The sequence below is a fragment of the Stenotrophomonas sp. YJH_SMC_58 genome, from assembly GCF_059369635.1.
The window spans coordinates 284,606-305,469 of record NZ_JCAFSW010000001.1 but is presented as its reverse complement, the minus strand read 5'-3'; the positions used below and the strand labels follow the sequence as shown (position 1 = coordinate 305,469).

22 protein-coding genes and 1 tRNA gene are annotated in these 20,864 nt (G+C 66.7%); 13 read left to right on the top strand and 10 right to left on the bottom strand.

Features of this window, described 5'->3' with window-relative positions:
- Window positions 1-69 precede the first annotated feature (69 nt).
- Both AC5P68_RS01335 and AC5P68_RS01330 read left to right on the top strand, forming a co-directional pair.
- Entirely contained in the window at window positions 70-1,590 is a 1,521-nt protein-coding gene (locus tag AC5P68_RS01335) for an alanine/glycine:cation symporter family protein (protein ID WP_005414320.1), read from the top strand.
- A complete protein-coding gene (locus AC5P68_RS01330) occupies window positions 1,583-2,416 on the top strand; it encodes a TrmH family RNA methyltransferase (protein WP_231522107.1) in 834 nt (277 codons plus the stop codon). Before AC5P68_RS01335 ends, AC5P68_RS01330 begins: the two co-directional genes overlap by 8 nt.
- 161 nt (window positions 2,417-2,577) lie before the next feature.
- On the opposite strand, the gene AC5P68_RS01325 is transcribed toward AC5P68_RS01330, so the two are convergent.
- The 4 genes from AC5P68_RS01325 to AC5P68_RS01310 form a co-directional block, all read right to left on the bottom strand.
- Window positions 2,578-3,999, bottom strand: a complete 1,422-nt coding sequence (locus tag AC5P68_RS01325; RefSeq protein WP_033834422.1) for a M28 family peptidase — start codon at window positions 3,997-3,999, stop codon at window positions 2,578-2,580.
- A gap of 225 nt (window positions 4,000-4,224) precedes the next feature.
- Window positions 4,225-4,629 (bottom strand): large-conductance mechanosensitive channel protein MscL, encoded by a 405-nt coding sequence (gene mscL / locus AC5P68_RS01320; protein ID WP_005410819.1) that lies wholly within the window; start codon window positions 4,627-4,629, stop codon window positions 4,225-4,227.
- A 54-nt stretch (window positions 4,630-4,683) separates the two neighbouring features.
- Window positions 4,684-5,400: a fumarylacetoacetate hydrolase family protein gene (locus AC5P68_RS01315; protein WP_012481114.1), complete on the bottom strand. Its 717-nt coding sequence runs from the start codon at window positions 5,398-5,400 to the stop codon at window positions 4,684-4,686.
- A gap of 75 nt (window positions 5,401-5,475) precedes the next feature.
- Window positions 5,476-5,757: a hypothetical protein gene (locus AC5P68_RS01310; RefSeq protein WP_005410817.1), complete on the bottom strand. Its 282-nt coding sequence runs from the start codon at window positions 5,755-5,757 to the stop codon at window positions 5,476-5,478.
- A gap of 178 nt (window positions 5,758-5,935) precedes the next feature.
- Here AC5P68_RS01310 and AC5P68_RS01305 point away from each other — a divergent pair, with 178 nt between their 5' ends.
- Complete coding sequence (locus AC5P68_RS01305; RefSeq protein WP_049452127.1) at window positions 5,936-6,271, top strand: Rieske (2Fe-2S) protein; 336 nt, start codon at window positions 5,936-5,938, stop codon at window positions 6,269-6,271.
- Window positions 6,272-6,580: 309 nt separating this feature from the next.
- On the opposite strand, the gene AC5P68_RS01300 is transcribed toward AC5P68_RS01305, so the two are convergent.
- The 4 genes from AC5P68_RS01300 to thiS form a co-directional block, all read right to left on the bottom strand.
- Window positions 6,581-8,428, bottom strand: a complete 1,848-nt coding sequence (locus tag AC5P68_RS01300) for an SLC13 family permease (protein WP_043034315.1) — start codon at window positions 8,426-8,428, stop codon at window positions 6,581-6,583.
- A gap of 27 nt (window positions 8,429-8,455) precedes the next feature.
- Entirely contained in the window at window positions 8,456-9,190 is a 735-nt protein-coding gene (trmB, locus tag AC5P68_RS01295; protein WP_005410814.1) for a tRNA (guanosine(46)-N7)-methyltransferase TrmB, read from the bottom strand.
- Window positions 9,190-9,984, bottom strand: a complete 795-nt coding sequence (locus tag AC5P68_RS01290; protein WP_005410813.1) for a thiazole synthase — start codon at window positions 9,982-9,984, stop codon at window positions 9,190-9,192. The genes trmB and AC5P68_RS01290 overlap by 1 nt, the downstream gene beginning before the upstream one ends.
- Before the next feature lie 151 nt (window positions 9,985-10,135).
- The gene (gene thiS / locus AC5P68_RS01285) at window positions 10,136-10,336 is read right to left on the bottom strand and encodes a sulfur carrier protein ThiS (RefSeq protein WP_005410812.1); all 201 of its coding nucleotides are present in this window, start codon (window positions 10,334-10,336) and stop codon (window positions 10,136-10,138) included.
- Window positions 10,337-10,542: 206 nt separating this feature from the next.
- Here thiS and AC5P68_RS01280 point away from each other — a divergent pair, with 206 nt between their 5' ends.
- From AC5P68_RS01280 to AC5P68_RS01265, 4 genes are all read left to right on the top strand, one after another.
- The gene (locus AC5P68_RS01280) at window positions 10,543-12,378 is read left to right on the top strand and encodes an autotransporter outer membrane beta-barrel domain-containing protein (protein WP_231522105.1); all 1,836 of its coding nucleotides are present in this window, start codon (window positions 10,543-10,545) and stop codon (window positions 12,376-12,378) included.
- A 115-nt stretch (window positions 12,379-12,493) separates the two neighbouring features.
- Window positions 12,494-12,567, top strand: a tRNA-Gly gene (locus AC5P68_RS01275).
- Between the two features lie 303 nt (window positions 12,568-12,870).
- Entirely contained in the window at window positions 12,871-13,275 is a 405-nt protein-coding gene (locus AC5P68_RS01270; RefSeq protein WP_033833118.1) for a DUF805 domain-containing protein, read from the top strand.
- Window positions 13,276-13,349: 74 nt separating this feature from the next.
- Window positions 13,350-14,504, top strand: a complete 1,155-nt coding sequence (locus AC5P68_RS01265) for a hypothetical protein (RefSeq protein ID WP_049404362.1) — start codon at window positions 13,350-13,352, stop codon at window positions 14,502-14,504.
- On the opposite strand, the gene AC5P68_RS01260 is transcribed toward AC5P68_RS01265, so the two are convergent.
- Window positions 14,505-14,942, bottom strand: a complete 438-nt coding sequence (locus tag AC5P68_RS01260; protein WP_231522021.1) for an acyl-CoA thioesterase — start codon at window positions 14,940-14,942, stop codon at window positions 14,505-14,507.
- A gap of 128 nt (window positions 14,943-15,070) precedes the next feature.
- Between AC5P68_RS01260 and rimK the strand changes: the two genes are divergently transcribed.
- From rimK to AC5P68_RS01230, 6 genes are all read left to right on the top strand, one after another.
- Window positions 15,071-15,949, top strand: coding sequence for a 30S ribosomal protein S6--L-glutamate ligase (gene rimK / locus AC5P68_RS01255; RefSeq protein ID WP_033833116.1), 879 nt, complete (start codon window positions 15,071-15,073; stop codon window positions 15,947-15,949).
- Between the two features lie 246 nt (window positions 15,950-16,195).
- Entirely contained in the window at window positions 16,196-16,672 is a 477-nt protein-coding gene (locus AC5P68_RS01250) for a hypothetical protein (RefSeq protein WP_495216731.1), read from the top strand.
- 89 nt (window positions 16,673-16,761) lie between these two features.
- Window positions 16,762-17,232, top strand: a complete 471-nt coding sequence (locus AC5P68_RS01245) for a hypothetical protein (protein WP_322535017.1) — start codon at window positions 16,762-16,764, stop codon at window positions 17,230-17,232.
- Between the two features lie 8 nt (window positions 17,233-17,240).
- On the top strand, window positions 17,241-17,918 hold the full coding sequence (locus tag AC5P68_RS01240) for a response regulator transcription factor (RefSeq protein WP_005410804.1): 678 nt from the start codon (window positions 17,241-17,243) through the stop codon (window positions 17,916-17,918).
- 4 nt (window positions 17,919-17,922) lie between these two features.
- The gene (locus AC5P68_RS01235; RefSeq protein WP_005410803.1) at window positions 17,923-19,251 is read left to right on the top strand and encodes a sensor histidine kinase; all 1,329 of its coding nucleotides are present in this window, start codon (window positions 17,923-17,925) and stop codon (window positions 19,249-19,251) included.
- Between the two features lie 482 nt (window positions 19,252-19,733).
- A complete protein-coding gene (locus AC5P68_RS01230; RefSeq protein WP_005414311.1) occupies window positions 19,734-20,120 on the top strand; it encodes a hypothetical protein in 387 nt (128 codons plus the stop codon).
- 125 nt (window positions 20,121-20,245) lie between these two features.
- Here AC5P68_RS01230 and coaE read toward each other — a convergent pair whose 3' ends face one another.
- Window positions 20,246-20,857: a dephospho-CoA kinase gene (gene coaE / locus AC5P68_RS01225; protein WP_322535018.1), complete on the bottom strand. Its 612-nt coding sequence runs from the start codon at window positions 20,855-20,857 to the stop codon at window positions 20,246-20,248.
- Window positions 20,858-20,864: the final 7 nt, after the last annotated feature.

Genomic DNA, 20,864 nt, shown 5'->3' with positions numbered 1-20,864 from the left:
AGGGAGAATCGACCGGTCCCTTCCAGCCGACGGGACGTCCTTACAACCCGCCGACTGGAGAGAGCGCGCGTGGAAGCAACCGTACATTTCATCAACAGCATCATCTGGAGCAAGGCACTGATCTTCGTGTGCCTGGGCGCCGGCCTGTTCTTCAGCCTGCGCACGCGCTTCATGCAGATCCGCGGCTTCCTCGAGATGTGCCGCCTCACCGTCAAGGGTGAGAAATCCGACGCCGGCGTGTCCTCGTTCCAGGCCCTGGCCATGTCGATGGCCGGCCGCATGGGTATCGGCAACATCGCCGGCGTGGCCACCGCCATCGCCTTCGGCGGCCCCGGTGCGATCTTCTGGATGTGGGTGATGGGCTTCCTCGGCGCGTCCACCTCGTACGTGGAATGCACCCTGGCGCAGATCTACAAGACCAAGGACGCCGAAGGCCGCTACCGCGGTGGCCCGGCCTACTACATCGAAAAGGCCATGGGCCTGAAGTGGTACGCGCTGGCCTTCGCCATCGCCACGATCATCGCCGCCGGCTTCCTGATGCCGGGCGTGCAGGCCAACGCGATCGCCGACAGCATCATCAACGCCTGCCGTGGCACCGCCCTGTGCGGTCCGCTCGATGGCCAGGCCTTCGGCATGGAATCGGTGCAGGCGTTGAAGCTGGGCATCGGCATCGTGGTCGCGCTGCTGCTGGGCGTGGTGATCTTCGGTGGCGTCAAGCGCATCGCCAACTTCGCCGAAGTGGTGGTGCCGTTCATGGCCGCCGGCTTCATCCTGATGGCCATCGTCATCATGATCATCAACTACGACCGCGTGCCGGAGATGTTCAACATCATCTTCAGCAGCGCCTTCGGCACCCACGCCGCGTTCGGCGCGATGATGGGCCTGGCAGTGGAGTGGGGCATCAAGCGCGGCATCTACGCCAACGAAGCCGGCCAGGGTTCGGGCCCGCATGCAGCGGCCGCCTCGGAAGTCTCGCACCCGGCCAAGCAGGGCTACGTGCAGGCCTTCGCCATCTACTTCGACACCATGATGGTATGCACCGCTACCGCCTTCCTGATCCTGGCCAGCGGCACCTACAACGTGTACTCGCCGGCAGGTGCCGGCGCCCCGCCGATCTTCCAGGGCCTGGCCGGCATTCCCGAAGGCGCCGGTTACGCCCAGGCCGGCGTGGAAGCCGTGCTGCCGGGCTGGGGTTCGGCGTTCGTGTCCATCGCCATCTTCTTCTTCGCGTTCACCACCATCATGGCGTACTACTACATGGCCGAGACCAATCTCAGCTATGTGAACCACAACAGGAAGCGCCCGCTGACCGTGCTGGTGCTGCGCCTGGGCATCATCGGCATGGTGGTGTTCGGCGCGTTCCATAATGCGACCCTGGCCTGGGCGCTGGGTGACATCGGCGTCGGCCTGATGGCCTGGCTGAACATCATTGCCATCCTCATCATCCAGAAGCCGGCCATGCTCGCCCTGCGTGATTACGAACGACAGAAGAAGCTCGGCCTCGATCCAATCTTCGACCCCGATGCCCTGGGCATCAAGAACGCCGATTTCTGGCGTCAACGCAAGCTGGAGTTGTCCCGTAGTGAATGATCCCTGGAAGAATGCCCGCCGCCCGTCGTCGCGACCGCCGCGGGCCACCCCGCTGCCACCGCGTGAGGGCGGCACCCCGCCGCCGCCGGGGCGCGGCAACGACGAACTGCGCCTGTATGGCTGGAACGCCGTACAGGCGCTGTTCGCCAAGCGCCCGCAGGCGCTGCGCAAGCTGTACCTGGTGGACGCGCTGATTCCGCGCATGCAGCCGGTGCTGAAGTGGTGCGTGGCCAACCGCGTGGGCTATCGCGTGGTGGAGGAAGGCGATCTCAACAAGCTGGCTGCCACGACCCATCACGAGGGCCTGGTGGCCGACGTGCTGCGTGCGCCGGTCGTGCCGCTGGCGCAGTGGCTGGCCGATCTGGAGCAGGGCCCGGTGCTGGCGTTGTGGCTGGATGGTGTCGGCAACCCGCACAACTTCGGCGCGATCCTGCGCTCGGCCGCGCATTTCGGCGTCAAGGCGCTGCTGCTGCCGGTCGGCAGTACGCTGGCGCTGTCCGGTGCTGCCGCACGCGTGGCCGAAGGCGGGGCGGAGTCGGTGCCGCTGGTGCAGCTGCCGGAGACTGCTCAGGCGATGGCGCAGCTGCGTGCGGCCGGCTTCGGGCTGGCGGCGACCCTCGTTGAGGGTGGCGACGACGTGTTCCGTGCGTCGCTGCCGGAGCGGCTGGTGTACGTGATGGGCGCTGAAGGCGAGGGCATGGACCGCGGCCTGGCCAGCGAATGCGACATGCGGGTCTCGATTCCCGGCAGTGGCGCGGTGGAGAGCCTGAACGTGGCCTCGGCCACGGCGGTGCTGCTGGCGCAATGGGCCAGTCGACGCGGGTGATCCCGTATCCGGGCTCGCATGATCGGGGTCGGATCCCTCGCCGCAGGCGAGGGCTCTGACCCTGCCGGGTTCCTGATTCAGGACCCGCCTTGGTGGGGGCGAACCTTGGTTCGCACCGCTCCTGCCGCTGCGCTCGCCGGGCATGGCCCGGCACTACCGCATCACTCGTTCGGAGGCGTGGTCGCCTTGGCTTCGCTGCCGAAGCTGCCATCGGCTTCTGCCGCCAGGTAGGCAAACACGGTGTAGGCGGCCACGTTCTGCGCCAGCGCCTTCGGGTCGATCTTGTCCAGCGTGTCGTCGGCGGTGTGGTGCAGGTGGAAGTAGTCCGAGCCGTCCTGCGCCAGCCACGCCCACGCACCGCCCTTGGCGGCCAGCGGGCCGACGTCCGGGCCCGGGCCACCCTTGTCGGCCTGGTACTCGATGCCCAGCGGCTTCATTACTTCGGCAATCTGCTTCGTCGCTTCACGTGAGCCTTCCGGATTCGGCGAACCGGTATTGAAGGCATAGATGCGGCCGGCACCGAAGTCGCTCTCGGCGGCCAGCTGGTGCAGGGCCACGTCCTTGGCGTGCGCTTCGGCGTAGGCCTTGCCGCCGTACAGGCCCTGCTCCTCGTTGGCGAAGGCGATCACGCGGATGGTGCGCTTCGGTGCCTGCTTCAGCTGGCCGATCAGGTGGCCGGCGGCCATCGTGATGCCCACGCCCGCGCCGTCATCCACGGCGCCGGTGCCCAGGTCCCACGAATCCAGGTGACCGCCGATCACCACCACTTCCTTCGGCAGGCTGCGGCCGGTGATCTCGCCGATCACGTTGTACGAAGTGGCCGTGCCATCCCAACCGCAGTCCAGCGCCACCTTCACCGTGGTGCTGCCACGCGCCAGCAGGCGCGCCAGCTGGTCGGCATCGGGCACCGACAGCGCGGCCGACGGCACCGGGGTCAGGCCGTCATCGAAACGGGTGATGCCGGTGTGCGGCACGCGGTGGGAGTCGGTACCGGCCGAGCGCATCAGGAAGCCCACCGCGCCCTTGCGGATCGCTTCTGACGGTCCCTTGCTGCGGATCGCACCGCCGCGGCCGTAGTCGCGGCCATCGCGGAACGGCAGCATCTGGTAATCGACGAAGGCGATCTTGCCCTTCAGCGAACCGGCCGGTGCCGCCTGCAGGGCGGCCAGATCGGCGAAGCGCACCACCTCCGCTTCCACCGTGCCGCCCGGGCTGCCGCCCAGCGCAGTGATCTGCAGCGGCTGCTGGTTCCTGCCGGTCACGGCAGCGTGTTCACTGCGGCGCTCCCATTTCGGGAAGGTCACCGGTTCCTTCCACACCTTGTCGAAGCCCAGTGCCTTGAACTTGGCTTCGGCCCAGGCCACGGCGCGGGCGTCGGCCTCGCTGCCGGCGATGCGCGGGCCGATTTCGGTGGTGAGCGATTCGACCACCTTCCAGCCGGTGTCATCGGCCAGCGCCTGGTCGCGCAGCTGCGCGGCGGTGGCCAGCGACGCCGGGGGCAGGGTGGTGGTATGCGGCGCCGCGAAGGCCGGGGCGGCCAGCAGGGCGAGGGAGGATGCGATGGCAAGGACGCGGCGACGCATGGACAACTCCGGGAAGGGACCTAAGCCTTGGAGCTTAACAGTCGTTCAGCCCGGCGCATGGGCGGGAGGTCATGGCTGGCGCGAACGCTGTTTTCCGCCATGTCCGGCAAAGCGAAAGCCCCGCCGGAGCGGGGCTTTCGCGCAGTCGCGGTAGTGCCGGCCGCTGGCCGGCTTCCGCATGTTCCGATATTGCCGGCCAGCGGCCGACACTACCGTTCTGCGGCCTTATTTCTTCAGGCTGTCGCGGATCTCGCGCAGCAGCACCACTTCTTCGGCCGGTGCGGCCGGTGCCGCTTCCTGCTTGCGCGACAGGCGGTTGATCGCCTTGACCACGATGAAGATGGCGAAGGCCACGATCACGAACTGGATCAGCGTATTGATGAAGTCACCATAGCCGATCACCACGGCCGGAATCTCCTTGCCGTCCGGCCCGATGCGGGCCGGTGACAGCGTCCACGCCAGCTGCGAGAAATCCACCTTGCCGATCAGCAGGCCCAGCGGCGGCATGATGATCTTCTCGACCAGCGCCGTCACGATCTTGCCGAAGGCCGCGCCGATCACCACGCCGACGGCGAGGTCGATGACGTTGCCGCGCATCGCGAATTCCTTGAACTCGGTGAGCATTCCCATTGTTGTTTTTCTCCGGTGGGGAAGTGGACAGCGCGCAGGGTAGCGCAGGTAATGTCAGCCGGCGATCACGCCGTGGCGCTCGGCCACGTTTTCCAGGCGCGCGCTGAAGCGGTCGCCGGGCTTCAGTGCAGCCACGCCTGACGGGGTGCCCATGAACACCAGGTCGCCGGCACGCAGCTGCCACAGCTTGGACAGCTCGTGCAGGATCTCCGGCACGTTCCAGATCATCTGGTCCAGCAGCGCCTGCTGGCGCACCTCGCCGTTGACCTCCAGCGACAGGTTGAGCGCGGCCAGGTCGCCGACCTCTTCGGCGTGGACGATCTCGCTGATCGGCGCGGAGGCATCGAAGCCCTTGGCCGCATCCCACGGGTGGCCCTTGTCCTTGGCCGCAGCCTGCAGGTCGCGGCGGGTCAGGTCCAGGCCGACGGCGTAGCCGTAGACCAGTGCTTCGGCATCGGCCACGGCCAGTTCGCCTGCGGGCGCATCACGGCCGATCGCCACCACCAGCTCCACTTCGTGGTGCAGGTTGGCGGTCGCCGGCGGGTAGGGGATGGCGTCGTCATGGCCGACCACGATCGCATCGGCCGGCTTGCTGAAGAACATCGGGCGGCCACGGTCATCGGCCGCCGGCACCGCCGCGCCCATTTCGCGGGCGTGGTCGGCGAAGTTGCGGCCGACGCAGTAGATGCGGTGCACGGGGAAACTGCCACCGCCCACCACCGGTACACGCGGCAGGGCTACGGCAGGGATCACATCGGAGACATCGGACATGCGGGCATCCAGGAAGGGCGTGCCCGCAGTCTAGAACGCATGGCGCCCGCCGTCAGCGGGCGCGGAAGACCCGCATCAGCGCGAGGCCGGCAGCACCGGCTTGCGCACCACGCGGTACTCGCCTTCGACCACGGTCGGATCGACCGGACGGGCAACGCCCGGCTTGCGCGAGGCCAGCAGCTTCCACGCCAGGCCGACCAGGATCATCGCTGCACCGACGAACACGCCGATGAACACCATCGCGGCCAGGATCGCCAGGCCAAGCAGGCCCACGGCAACGCGCACCAGCGGATGGCGCGGCTTGCGCGGCGCGAACAGGGTGCGGAACTGGTTGAAGGCGGATGCGCGATTGAACATGGCGGCTCGATAGGCTGGGATCAGCGAAACCAGAGTATCGGGACGCGCCACTGTCATTGAGTGAAAAACTCGTTAAATATAGCCTGTGCTTATTACGGATCAATGACTTGTGTTCATGTCGCAGCCAGTCACCTGAGTGGGCGTGCGACAATGCGGGTTTACTGTCCGAGCCTTCGCCATGACTGCCTCTGCCGCCCTGATCGCCCTTGATGCCATTGCCGATGGCGCGTTTGCCGAGGTCGAAGCGGTGGTTGATGGCGATGCCGAATCGCTGGTGCTGTACCGCGACGGTGCGCAGGTGCGTGCGTTCCTGAACATCTGCCCGCACGCCGGCCGCCGCCTGGACTGGGCCCCGGGCCAGTTCCTGAAGAGCCGTGAAGGCCACCTGGTCTGCGCCGCGCATGGCGCCTCGTTCGCGCTGGACAGCGGCGACTGCATCGCCGGCCCCTGCAAGGGCGACCGCCTGCGCGTGGTGCCGGTGGACGTGCGCGACGGGCAGGTTTACCTGGCTTGAGGCCAGAAACAGTCGATCACGGCTCGACTCTACAAAAGCCGTGTCGACCAAGGTCGACACCTACCAGAGCGAGATCCGTGCCGACCAACGGTCGGCACCCACCACCAGCCTCGTGAAACTGTCGAAGGCGGGGCACTGTGGGTTTGCGGGGTGTGAGCGGCATGGATGCCGCGACCAAGCCCCCATGGATGGGTTTACGGCGTCCCCGCAAACCCACAGTGCCCCGCCATCCCACGGAATGCCCGCTGTTGCTGTTGCTGTTGCTTCGGCTTCTGCAGGTGCAGGGCGCAGCCCTGCCGATCAAGCCCCTCAGAACATCAGGTTGATCATCAGCACCACCACGCAGGTGTAGATCAGCGACAGCGGACCGCCGACCCGCCACATCTCGCGCGGGGTGTAGTTGGCCGGGCCGGTGATCATCGAGATCACCGGGTTGGAGGCCGTCATCAGATTGTTGGACGCCGACAGCGCCACGATCAGCGCGAACGCGGTCGGGTTGCCGCCCGCCGCCAGTGCCAGGTTCACCGCGATCGGCACCATCACGATGGTCGCGCCCACGTGGCTGATCACCAGCGAGAACGCCGTGGTCAGCAGCGCCAGCGCCACCTCCAGCACCCACACCGGGATGCCGGTGGGCAGCTTGTCGATGGTATGGCCGGCCACCCACGCCGCCGCACCACTGGAGTCCATCGCCCAGCCGAGCGGAATCAGCCCGGCCATCATGAACACCGTTTTCCAGTTGATCGAGGCATAGGCCTCGTCCATGCGCAGCACGCCGGTCAGCAGCATGCCGGCCACGCCGGTCATCAGCGTCAGCGCCACCGGCAGCTTGCTGGTCAGCGCGATCAGGATGGTCAACGCGAAGATCGCCATGGCGATCTTGAACTTGTGCGGGCGTTGTTCGCCGGTCGGGTAGTCGGTCACCACCACGAAGTCGCGGCTCTTGGCCGCCTGTGCCAGGTCGGTCCAGATGCTGTGGAAGACCAGCATGTCGCCTGCACGCAACTGCACGTCGCGCACGTCCTCGCGGATCACCTGCTTGTCGCGGTTGATCGCCAGCAGGCTGATGCCGCGCTCCTTGCGCAGGCGCAGGTCGGCCGCGCTCTTGCCGATCACGTTCGAGGTCGGCGGCACCACCGCCTCGGAAATACCGGCGCGGCTCGGGTTGAACAGGTCACCCAGGTGCTTCAGGCGCGAAGACATGCGCAGGAACTGGTTCTGCGCGAAGTCGTTGATCTGCTCGCGCGGACCCATTGCGCCGAGCACGCTGCCCACCCAGATGCGCATCTCCGCCGGCGGCGCCAGGCGCGTGTCGTTGCCGGTCTTCAGGGCCAGCAGCAGCGGGGCATCGTGCAGGTTCTCCGCCTCGCCCAGGGTCATGCCGACCAGCGGGCTTTCGGCACTGACCACCAGCTCGAACACATCGCCTTCGATGCCATAGGTCTTGGCGAAGTAGCTTTCGGTGCGCGCCGGGGTGACCCCGTCGTTGGCCAGGTTCTCTTCCTCGATCAGCTTGCGGTCGCCGTAGTAGCGGAAGTACAGCAGCGAGGCGATCAGCAGCGCCACGCCGATCGGCAGCGGCGCGAACATGCGCAGCGGCTCGATGGTGGCCAGGCCCGAGGGCAGGTTGTTGTTGGCCGAGGCCAGCAGGTCGTTCAGCAGGATCAGCGGTGAATTGCCGACCATGGTCAGCGCACCGCCCATCACGATCGCCGCCGAAATCGGCAGCAGCAGGCGCTGCAGGGTCAGGCCGGTGCGCGCTGCCAGTCGCGAAGCCACCGGCAGGTACAGCGCCATCACCGACGGGTTCTGCATGAAGGACGAGTTCAGGCCGGCAATGGCCGTGGTCATCATCAGCAGCCTCTGCTCGACGCCATGACCGCGTCGCAGCAGCCACGCGGCCAGCCGGTTCAGCGCCCCGGTGCGGTCCAGGCCGGCACCGAGGATGGTGGTGGCGATGATGCTCATCACCGCGTTACCGGAGAAGCCGCCGAAGATTTCCTCCGGCGCGATCAGCCCGGTGACACCGAGCACCACCAGCACCACCAGCGCGACCACGTCGGCGCGGATGCGCTCGAACAGGAACATCGCCATCGTGAAGCCGACCAGCCCGAGCACGAGCTTCATGTCGTTGGTCAGCGTCAGCGCGGTATCCATGTGGGGCGCGGCGTCCTCAGGCGATCGTCAGGTGCGGTCGTACAGCAGGTCCCAGACGCCATGGCCGAGTTTCTGGCCGCGGGTCTCGAAGTGGGTCTGCGGGCGCCAGTCCGGGCGCGGCACGCTGCCACGCGGGCCGGCACGGTTGACCAGGCCGGCGGTGGCATCGAGCACGTCCCACATCTGCTCGGCGTAGTCCTCCCAGTCGGTGGCACAGTGCAGGCGGCCGCCCGGGCGCAGCTTGCGCACCAGCAGTTCGGCAAACGCCGGCTGCAGCAGGCGGCGCTTGTTGTGGCGCTTCTTGTGCCACGGGTCCGGGAAGTAGATGCGCACTTCATCGAGCGCGCCATCGGCGATCTCGTTCTGCAGCACTTCCACCGCGTCGTGGTGGTACAGGCGCACGTGGTCGGCGTTGTCGTCGGCCAGCGCGTTCAGCAGCCGGCCCACGCCCGGGGCGTGCACCTCGATACCGATGTAATCGCGCGACGGGTCGTGCTGGGCGGCGAAGCGCAGCGCGGCACCGTTGCCGAAGCCGATTTCCAGCACCTTGTGTGCCGGGCGGCCGAAGGTGGCGTCCAGGTCACGCGGTTGGCCGGTGTAGTCGAGGCCGAAGCGCGGCCAGCGTTCGTCGAACGCGCGCTGCTGGGCGGGGGTGAAGCGGCCTTGGCGCAACACGAAGCTGCGCACTTCGCGGCGGCCCTCGCTTACGGTGAAGGGCTTGGGCGGAGCCTTGGAACCGGCGCTGTCGAAAGGATTGGTCATCAGCCGATCAGCCCATCCACCGGCGAGGAGGCGCTGGCGTAGCGCTTGCGCGGGATGCGCCCGGCCAGGAAGGCCTCGCGGCCGGCCTCGACCGCCTTGCGCATGGCACTGGCCATCAGCACCGGGTGGCGCGCACCGGCAATGGCCGTGTTCATCAGCACGCCGTCGCAGCCCAGCTCCATCGCAATCGCGGCATCCGACGCGGTACCGACGCCGGCGTCGACGATGATCGGCACCTTGGCGTCTTCGATGATCTGCAGCAGGTTGTACTTGTTCTGGATGCCCAGGCCCGAACCGATCGGCGCGGCCAGCGGCATCACCGCAGCGCAGCCGATCTCTTCCAGGCGCTTGGCCAGGATCGGATCGTCGGAGGTGTAGACCATCACTTCGAAGCCGTCCTTGACCAGCTGCTCGGCAGCCTTGAGGGTCTGCACCACGTCCGGGTACAGCGACTTCTGGTCGCCCAGCACTTCCAGCTTGGTCAGGTTATGGCCGTCCAGCAGCTCACGGGCCAGGCGGCAGGTGCGCACGGCGTCTTCGGCGGTGTAGCAGCCGGCGGTGTTGGGCAGGATGGTGTAGCGCTCCGGCGGCAGCACGTCGAGCAGGTTCGGCTCACCCGGGTTCTGCCCGATGTTGGTGCGGCGGATCGCCACGGTGACGATCTGGGCGCCTGCGGCCTCGGTGGCCAGGCGGGTTTCTTCCAGATCCTTGAACTTGCCGGTGCCGGTCAGCAGCCGCGAGCCATAGGTCTTGCCGGCGATCACCAGCGAATCGGGGGAGACATGAACGTTCATGGCGCGATTATCGCCTATCCGCCTGAAGATGGGATCACGCAAGGCGGTGCTGTCCGCAGGAGGGCGAGGGTAGCGCCGGCCGCTGGCCGGCACATGCAGGGTGCCTGACAGCGTCGGATTGCCGGCCAGCGGCCGGCACCACCCGGAGGTCTCAGCCCCCGCCCAACGCGTGCACGATCTCCACCACGTCGCCTTCGGCCAGGACGTGCTCGCCGTGGCGGCTGCGGCTGACGATCTCGCCGTTGACCTCGACCGCCACCCGGCGCTGCAGCAACTGTTCGGCCTCGAGCAGGTCGTGGAGGGTTGCCGAAGCGGGCAGGGCGCGGGGTTCGCCATTGAGCTGGATGTTCATCCGTGCATTGTCGCCGATAGCCCGCCGGGATCGGAACACTTGCAAATTGAACGGGGCGCCAGCTCCGGCACAGCAGGTTTCCCGGTGATCGGGCGACAATCCATGCGGCGGCGCAGCGTGAGCAAAACGCGGCGCAGTGAAACCATTCACCGTGCGCCGGCGTACGTCCGCCGGGTCCTCAACGATATCCCCACAGGAGTTTTTTCATGCTGCTCAGCAAACGCCCGATCCGCACCCTGATGGCGGCCGCGATCGCGCTGGCCGCGCTTCCGGCCATGGCAGGCGAATCCCCGTATTCCAAGGCCGTGTTCTTCGGCGACAGCCTGACCGATGCCGGCTATTTCCGCCCGCTGCTGCCGGCCGATGTGCGTCCGGTGACCGGCCAGTTCACCACCAACCCGGGCTGGGTGTGGTCGCAGCAGGTCGCCAACTACTATGGCCTCAATGGCGCCGCCAATGGTAACGGCCAGAACGGTGACAATTACGCGGTCGGTGGTGCCCGCGTTGGCGTGGACGTGCCGAGCGCAATGGGGACTATCCCCTCGCTGAAGTCGCAGGCGGCCCGTTATCTGGCCGCCAACGGCGGCAAGGCTGACGGCAATGTCCTGTACACGGTGTGGGGCGGCGCCAATGACCTGTTCGCCGCCGCAGCTGCGCCGACGCAGGCACAGGCCATTATCGGCGCCGCCGTCACCGACCAGATCGCTCTGGTGGGTGCGCTGAAGCAGGCCGGTGCGCAGTATGTGCTGGTGCCGAACCTGCCGAACGTCGGCCTGACTCCGGCCTTCCGCGGCCCGAACGCGGCCACCGCCACCGCGCTGTCAGCCGGCTACAACAAGGCTCTTTATGGTGGCCTGAAGCAGGCCGGCATCGAGTTCATCCCGCTCGATACCTTCACCGTGCTGGGCGAAGTCGCCGCCAATCCGGCCATGTACGGCTTCACCAACGTCACCAGCACCGCCTGCAAGATCGATCCGGCCAATTCGACCCAGAGCATCCTGACCTGCAATCCGACCAGCTACGTCAGCCCGGATGCGGCCAACACCTATCTGTTCGCCGATGGCGTGCATCCGACCACGGCGGGCCACCAGCTGCTGGGCCAGTACGCGGTCTCGGTGCTGGAAGCCCCGCGCCTGCAGCAGGTGCTGAGCCACTCGGCACAGACCATCGGTCGTTCGCGTGCCGATCAGGTCAGCATGCACCTGGGCGGTCGTCCGGCCGACGGCCTGTCCTGGTGGGGCGGCGTCCGCGGTGACCTGCAGCGCTACGACCACGCGGATCTGTACGACGGCCTGGCGCCGGCCGGCCTGTTCGGCATCGACTGGGCGCGCGACGGCATGGTGGTCGGCGGCTTCGCCGGCTTCGGCCGCCTCAACGCCGACTTCGGCAACAGCCGTGGCGATTTCACCCAGAAGGACACCACCGCCGGTCTGTTCGCCGGCTGGTACGGCGATCGCATCTGGGTGAACGGCCAGGTCAGCTACACCTGGCTGTCGTATGACGTGAACCGCAAGGTCCAGCTCGGCCCGGCCACCCGCGAGCACGGTGGTTCGCCGGACGGCAGCAACCTGACCGCCGCCCTGAACGCCGGTTACGAGTTCGGCACCGAAGGCGGCTTCCGCCACGGCCCGATCGCTTCGGTGATCTGGCAGAAGGTGAAGATCGATGGTTACACCGAAAGCGCTGCGGCCGGCACCCTGGCCACCGCGCTGGGCTACGACCGCCAGAACGTTGATTCGACCGTTGGTCGGATCGGTTGGCAGGCCCGCTTCGATGGCGGCACCCTCAAGCCGTACGCGCAGCTGACCTACGACCATGAGTTCGAAGACACCAAGCAGGGCAGCGCGTGGCTGCAGACCCTGCCGGAACTGGGCAGCTACCGTGTGCCGGGCCTGAAGTTCGACAAGGACTACGCGACCGTCGTGCTGGGCGCCCGCACCGAACTGTTCGGGCTGCAGAGCAACTTCGGCCTGAGTGCATCGGCCGGGCAGAAGCGTGCCCAGGACGCAACGCTGTTCGCCAACTTCAGCGGCAGCTTCTAAGCAGAAACCAGGCGGGGTCGGCCCTCTCGGCAACGAGAGGGCTTTGACCCCCGGCCTGATGCGATGGGCACCATTGCGCAACACGGGGCCCAGCGCATAGACTTTCCACCGCAACGCGGGCGTAGCTCAATGGTAGAGCTGTAGCTTCCCAAGCTACTGACGTGGGTTCGATTCCCATCGCCCGCTCCATGTCTCCAGCGGTCTGTATCAGGCAGACGCTCCGCGATATCCGAACCCCGCTTTTCCGCGCATGGATCCCGGTCGAGATGCCCGGTGAATGCCAGGGCTGGACGTCGCTTCGCAAACATCCCTCGGCCGGATCGGTCGTGTCCGAATGCATCCTTGCGCATAGCCTGCAGGACAGGAATTCCCCTGCCCCAGCGCTGTGGCCTTCCGGGCTTGGTCAGGCTGCAGGGTTCAGTTGATGCTTGGCTTGGGAATGCTAAAAGATCGTTAGCTGTTGACGCCCATCATCCGTTGCCCGGAGCGTGAATGATCGCTGCACTTGTGCCCATCAGGCGATGCTTTGATTTTTCCGGGCGATCCGACCGGCGGGAGTTCTGGTCGTATTCGCTGCTTGCCGGGTTCGTCATAGCGGTGAGCTACAGCGTGATGGATCGCGGTTACTGGCTGGTCGGCTACCTGTCGTTCGATTGGGAAACGTCAGAGATCCTGTGGAAGCTGGGATGGGTCATGACCGTCTGCGCTGTCATCGTCTTCCTGCCTCCGATGCTGGCCCTGACCGTGCGGAGATTGCACGACATCGACGAGTCAGGCTGGTACACCGTGATCGCGTTCATTCCCTTGGGGGTGTTCGTCCTCTTTCCGGTCATGCTGCTTCCCGGGAGTGAGGAAGAGAATCGATTTGGCGCAGTTCCAGGAGCGCAGGATGCTTGAACCGGCATCGGCCTCAATCGATCGGATCGGCATTGAAGGCGTGGACGGTTCGCTGGGGCGCCTCTCTCATCCGCATGTCCCTTGATCGAACCGCCCTGCGGCGCTACACCCAGTGGTTGCCGTTCCTGGCCCTGGTCGCCGTCTGTGTGGCCTGGTGGTCGCCTCTGGGAGTGATTGTCGGCCTTGCCGTGTGCCTTGCGCTGGGGGGCGCGCTGCAGCGCATCGATCTGGTCGGCGATGCGGTGGGCGGTTCACGCCTGCGCTCGCGATCGATGAAGCCCTTTGCCGAACGGCCGCCCGCACATGATGTGCTGTTGGATTGGGGCGAGCTGGGCATGGGCGGACCGGCGTACAGCACGCAGATGCTGCGCGATGGCGCCATCGTCGAAGGCGTATCCACTGGAGGCAGTCGTGATGCCAGTGGTGAATGGCAGGACCTGCCGGGAGGCGCGCTGCGCCTGGCCAGCGGGTATGTTGATCGATGCGAAGCAGTGATCGTCTACGACGAGCGCCAAAAGACGGTGCAGGTGCTTGCGGCTGCTCCCGGCCTGTTCCGGCAGCAGCTGAGCGAGCGCCAGCAGTCCGATGGGGACGCCGGTGCGGAGGCGTGGCTGCGCAGCCAGCCCGGCGGCATGACCCAGCTGCATCCCTGCCGGGGCCTATGGCTGGAGCAGGGACATCCGGCGCTGGCCGCCGGAGTGCCGCGGGAGCTGAGGCACGTCCTGCCTGATGCCCGGGTGCTGCGCGCGGTCCCGCTGCTTCCCGAGGATCTGCGCGTGACCGCGCATCCGGCGCTGTTCGCGTGCATCTGCCCGTATGCCCTTTACCTTGACGACGCCTCCAGTGGTCGCCACGCCTGTGATCTGGAGACGGTGATCGCGAGCCCGTCGGGACGCTGCCTGGTGGTGGCCGGCAGTGTGCTTGATGAGAACCTGCGACCCATCGAGGGCGTGTGGCTTGTCTGCTGGCAGGGTCGTTGGCAAGCCTTTGCCCGTCATGCGATGGGCGGCTTCGGCAAGGCCCGGAGCGTGGCCTGGATCAATGTGATCGATGCTGACGATGACGGCACACTCCAGTGCGAAGCCTATGAGGAACGCTGGGAGTTCGATGCCGTCCATCGAAACCCCACGCGCCACACAGCCTTGGAGCTGCCTGTGGAATGGCGTGAAACCGGGTTGGCGCTGCGCGCCCGTGATGGGCGCTTCAGGCTGCGCCTTCCCTCGCGCTGATCAGGCCTCGGCGGCGCGCGCGCTCGTTTCCCGCAGCGACTGTGCATATTCCTCGGTGAACAGCCCCGACAACGCCTGGCGCTGCTCCGCATCGATCTCGCGCGAGGCGTTGGCCGTGTAGTCGAAATGAACCATCACGCTGCGCCCGCTGGCTACCAGGGCCTCGAACTGCAACGCCTGTTGCACGATCGACAGCGAGGAGCGGCCAATGCTCTCGATCCGGGTCTCGATGCGCACTTCGTGTCCCGCCTGTATCTGCTGCAGGAAGTCGATCTCGTAGCGGCGCAGGATCAGTGCCAGGTCGCGCATGCTGGCCTCGCGGCTGAAATGCCGGAAGATCTCCTGGCGGCCTTCCTCGAACCAGACGGGCAGGGCGGTGTTGGTGACGTGGCCGAGTACATCCACTTCGGAGAAGCGCGGGAATACGGTGATCGACATCGGGTTTCCTTGCGGTCTGGCCTGCCCCGCAGTGTGCCGCCTGCGCCTGAGCAAGCCACGCCGCAGGGCATCATCCGCCCGCCACACGCCCGCGCTATGCTGCGCGCCTGCCGCCCGATCCTGCCGCGATGAAGCTCGCCATCCTGTCCCGCAACAGTTCCCTGTATTCCACCCGCCGGCTGGTCGAGGCGGCGCGCGCGCGCGGCCACACCGTGCGCATCCTCGATCCGCTGCGCTGCTACATGCGCATTGCCGCCGATGGCTTTTCGATGCATTACAAGGGCCGGCCGATGACCGGCGTGGACATGGTCATCCCGCGCATCGGTGCCTCGATCACCCGCTATGGCACGGCCGTGCTGCGCCAGTTCGAACTGATGGGTGCACGCACCCCGAATCCGTCCGACGCGATCCTCCGTTCGCGCGACAAGCTGCGCGCACACCAGCTGCTGGCGGCCAAGGGCATCGACATGCCGGTCACTGTGTTCGGCGACAACCCCGACGACACCGTCGACCTGTTGTCCATGCTGGGCCCACCGCCGCATGTGGTGAAGCTCAACGAGGGTACCCAGGGGCGCGGCGTGATCCTGACCGAGAAGGCCAGCGCCTCGCGCGGCATTGTCGAGGCCCTGCGCGGGTTGTACGCCAATTTCCTGATGCAGGAATTCATCGGCGAGGCCAAGGGCGCCGATCTGCGCTGCTTCGTGGTCGGTGACCAGGTGGTTGCCTCGATGCAGCGGCAGGCGCCGGAAGGTGACTTCCGCTCCAACCTGCATGCCGGGGGTACGGCGGTGGCGGCCAAGGCCAGCCGTGCCGAGCAGCAGGTGGCGGTGCGGTCGGCCAAGGCGCTGGGACTGTCGGTGTGCGGGGTGGACCTGATCCGCTCCGAGCGCGGCCCGCTGGTGCTGGAGGTCAATTCAACGCCGGGGCTGGAAGGGATCGAGGCCGCCTGCGGGGTGGACGTGGCCACGCGCATCATCGAGCACGTCGAGAAGCTTAAAAAACCCTGATTATTCAGCGCCTTGAGATTCTCACGGGCGGATGAGGCCGGCTTTAACAAGCCTTTAATCGGCCCACGCGTAGGCTTCAGCGAACCGCAGCTCTGCCTCTCAGCAGGATCGGTATCGGGATACAACTTCAGACCCAGGCGGGGGCACCGCCTGGGTCTTTTTTATGCCTGCCCGCTGTCCCTTGTGGAGGTGGCGTGACGGCCGTAGAGTGGCCCCCATCGTTCCTGGATGGATCGGAGGCTGGCGATGTACCGCATCACGATGATCGCGTTGTTGCTGGGCCTGGCCGGATCTGCTGCGGCCAAGCCGGAGAAACCCGTTGTGCAGATGGACCGGCAGTCGCCGGTGGCCGAGCAGGTGCGCCAGGTCGAAAAGGCCCTGGATGATGGCGATTACAGCGAGATTTCCGCTGATGACCGCAGCACCGTGCGCGAAGCGCTGGCCCGGATCACCGCGAGGATGGGCGGCCACCAGAGCGTGCAGGAACTGCCGCCGCAGGTGCAGGGGGAGGTCTTCAACGACCAGGAGCGGATCAATACCCTGCTCACCCGCGCCCACGAGGACAGCCGGCAGATCTGCCAGCACACGCGCAGTACCGGCAGCAACATGCCCAAAAGCCGCTGCCTGACGGTGGCCGAGCGCCGCCGGATCGAGGAAAAGGGCAAGGCGCTGTTGAACGACCAGCGCACCTTCAACAACTTCAACCCTGCCAGCTCGCGGTAGGGCTTCCGCTGCCCCGACCATTGGCACTTGCTGGCGTGAAGGGGGTGCGAATAGAGTCGGGATTCGCCACAGACAAGGATTTGTTTGCCATGAAACAGGCTTTGATGTCGGCCGTCCTGTTGTCAGGACTCGCCCTGGTCAGTACCGCATCGGCATCCAGGGGCAAGGACGTGTTCGTGCCCGGCCAGCCGCTGCAGCAGCAGATCGCGCGTATCGAGGTGGAGCTCAAGGACGGCGAAACCTATTCGGAACTCAAGCAGGACGAGCGCACCCGCGTCAACGACGCCCTGGCACGCATGCGCGCAGCGGTGGAGCAGTACCCGGCACGCGATTCCATGCCTGAACCGGTGCAAACCCAGGTCTTCAACGATCAGCAGGTCGTGAACACGGTTTTGACACGGGCGCGTGAAGATAGTCGTCTAATATGCCAACGTGAAAAGCCCATCGGTTCCAACCGGACCACGACGCAGTGCATGACCGTTGCCGAGCGCGCTCGGCAGAAGGAACGGGCACAGCAGGACATGAGGCAGGTCATGCGCGCCGGCAGTACAGTCAATTAGAGGTGACAGTGAGAATCCTGGTAATCGAAGACAACAGCGACATTGCGGCCAACCTGGGCGACTATCTGGAGGACCGGGGGCATACGGTGGACTTCGCGGCTGACGGGGTCACCGGCCTGCATCTGGCCGTGGTGCACGAGTTCGACGCGATCGTGCTGGATCTCAACCTGCCAGGCATGGACGGCATCGAAGTCTGCCGCAAGCTGCGCAATGAAGCGCGCAAGCAGACCCCGGTGCTGATGCTGACGGCCCGCGATTCGCTGGACAACAAGCTGGCCGGCTTCGATTCCGGTGCCGATGACTACCTGATCAAGCCGTTCGCGCTGCAGGAAGTGGAAGTGCGTCTGAACGCCCTGTCGCGCCGCGGCAAGGGCGTGCAGACCCGCGTGCTGGAAACCGGCGACCTGGAATACAACCTGGATACGCTGGAAGTGCGCCGCCAGGGCAAGCTGCTGCAGCTCAACCCGACCGCGCTGAAGATCCTGCAGGCGCTGATGGAAGCGGCACCGGCGGTGGTGACCCGCCAGGAGCTGGAAACCCGCGTGTGGGGCGAGGAACTGCCCGATTCGGATTCGCTGCGCGTGCATATCCATGGCCTGCGTGCGGTGGTCGACAAGCCGTTTGAAGTGCCGCTGATCCAGACCCGCCATGGCATCGGATACCGCATCGCCACCCCGGAAGCCTGATTCCGTGGCAGCCAAGGGGGAGCGCCGGCGCACGCCATACCGGCGGCGCCTGCGCAGCCGCATCATCGTCTCGTTCGTGTTGTTGGGCTTCTGCCTGACGACACTGTTCGCGTTCGCCACCAACTGGGCCCGCATGCGGGTGGAAAACCAGTTGGTGGAAGACGTGATCAACCACAACATCGAAGAGTATGCGCGGCGCTTCTACGAGCATCCGGGGCGCAATCCGGCAGTGCCCGTGCAGCAGATCCGGGCGTACGCCTACTCGGCTGACAAGTTCGACAAGGCCCGCGAGTCGTGGCCGCAGTGGGCCGACCTGCAGAACGGCAATTACAACCTCAGTGGCACCGACGAGCAGGGGCAGCCGTATGCCTACAAGCTGGCGGTACGCAAGGCCGACGACGCCTGGTTCTTCCTCGCCTATGACATGACCGACAGCGTGCGCGGCGGCAAGCAGCTCAACCGCGCGCTGGTGTTGTCGGTGCTGGTGTTCAGCGTGCTGTCGCTGGTGCTGGGCTGGTGGTCGGCGTCGAAGGTGATGAAGCCGGTGTCGGACCTGGCCGCGCGGCTGCGTGCGTACCGCGGCGGTACCAGTGAGCCCGAGCCCTTGGCGCCGCGCTTTCCCGATGACGAGGTGGGGCAGCTGGCACAGGCGCTGGACGACTATTCCTCGCGGCTGACCGAAGTGGTGCAGCGCGATCGCGAGTTCAATGCAGACGTCAGCCATGAACTGCGCACGCCGCTGGCAGTGATCCGCGGTGCCACCGAGCTGCTGCTGACCCGGCCCGGCCTGGACGAGAAGGTGCTGCAGCGCCTGCAGCGTATCCAGCGTGCCGAGCAGCAGTGCAGCGACCTGATCGGCGCACTGCTGCTGCTGTCGCGCAACGAGCGCGGGCAGGGCACCAGCAACGTGGCCCGCGTGGCCGAGCAGCTGCTGGATGCGCACCGCGCGCAGCTGGGTGGCAAGCCGCTGGAGCTGCTGCTGGAAGGCGAGCGCAACCTGGTGATCGATGCACCCGAGGCGGCGCTGTCGGTGGCGCTGGGCAACCTGATCGGCAACGCGGTGAAGTACTCGCAGGATGGCGAAGTACGCGTCTTCGTGGGCGCCAATTCGGTGTCGGTGACCGACAGCGGCCCGGGCCTGAGCGAGGAAGATGCGGCCAAGCTGTTCCAGCGTGGCTACCGCGGCACGCACGCTGGTCATTCGCAGGGCGGCGGCATCGGCCTGTCGATCGTCAGCCGTCTGTGCGACCTGTACGGCTGGCAGGTGAGCGTGCGTCCCGGTGGCGAGCGTGGCGTGATCGCCACCCTGACGTTCTCGCCGAAGCCGTTGTAAGCACCCCTGCTTGGGTGGGTGCCGACCTTGGTCGGCACGGACCCTGCCGACCTTGCATCACGCCCTGTGTCGCTTGTGCCACTGAATCCACCGCACGCGAACATCCCATCGCAGGCCCGACACGACACCACCGTGATCGCTGCCGCGCCCGGCGCGTGTTCCAACGCACGCATTCGCAAGCCCGCGCCGCACTTGGGAATTTCCTTACAGATTGCCGTGCGCGGCGATGGCCTGATGACCTGGCTGGGGCAGGTGCCTTGGCCGGGATTGGCGTCCTGAAATCAACTGTCAGATGGAAAACTTCCGATGCCTCGCGCGGCATCGCGGACAATGCGCTGTGCTCGCTTCATGGCGGGCGGTGCGTGGGGATTCCCGGGAATCCGCCGGAGTTTCCATCCATCTGGGAGTTGTCCGGTACGCCAACCCGCACCGTCCGCCACCTTGCATCTGCAGGTGGCCTGCCGTCTGCGAGGAGCTTCACCATGTCCACCCGCGCGCTGTTCCCCCAGTTGCACGCCCTGATCGGCGATGCCGCCCACCTGCTGCCTGCCGACGTCGCCGAGCGGGTCGAAGTTCTGCTGGATGACCCCAGGGACCTGCTGCCCGCCCTGCTGGCGCGCATGGATGGCCGCGACGCCGCCGACGGCCAGCGGCTGGATGTGCAGGGGGCCAGCCCGGCGCAGGCCGCCACGATGGCCGGTCTCAGCCGCACGCTTGCCGGCCTGAATACCCTGATCCAGCTGCTGCACGCTGCCGAAATCGCGCGGGAGCAGGGTGGCGCCCGCCAGCAGCTCAATCCCGATGTGGTCGACGGCCTGCTGTTGGGCGCCCGCGAACTGGCCCGCTACGCCCGCCAGCAGCTGGAGTAGATCCACGCCACGCACGGATGCGCTTCGGTAGTGCCGGCCGCTGGCCGGCAATCGAATCGGCCAGTAGATCCACGCCACGCATGGATGCGCTTTGGTAGTGCCGGCCGCTGGCCGGCAACCAGGCCTCAAGCCCCGGCCAAGCCCAGATACTGTGCATGCAGCCGTTCCACCTGCACCTGCAGGTCCTCCGGCTGCCCATCATTGACCACCACGTCATCGGCCAGCGCCAACCGTTGTGCACGGCTGGCCTGCGCAGCAATCATCCGGTCGGCCAGCGCAGCATCAATGCCGTCGCGCTGCATCAGCCGGGCATGCTGCACGGCTTCCGGTGCATCCACCAGCAATACCCGGTCCAACCAGGGGTAGGCCTTCCGCCCGCCCACCTCGGTCAGCAGCGGAATGGCCGCAATCGCATAGGGGCTCCCAGCCTGCTCGCACTGCTGTTGCATCAGCAGGCGGATGGCCGGGTGGGTGATGGCTTCCAGCGCCGTCCGCTCGGCCGGATCGGCAAAGACGTGGGCGCGCAGGCGGGCCCGGTCCAGGCTGCCGTCGGCCAGCAGCATGTCGGCGCCGAAACGCTCGGCAATGCGGGCCAGCGCCGGGCTGTCGGCAGCCACCACGGCCCGGGCGGCCAGGTCGGCATCGGCCACCACGATGCCCAGCGCTTCGAAGCGCCGGGTCACTTCACTCTTGCCCGAGGCGATGCCACCGGTCAGGCCAACCACATAGCGGCTCATGGGGCCT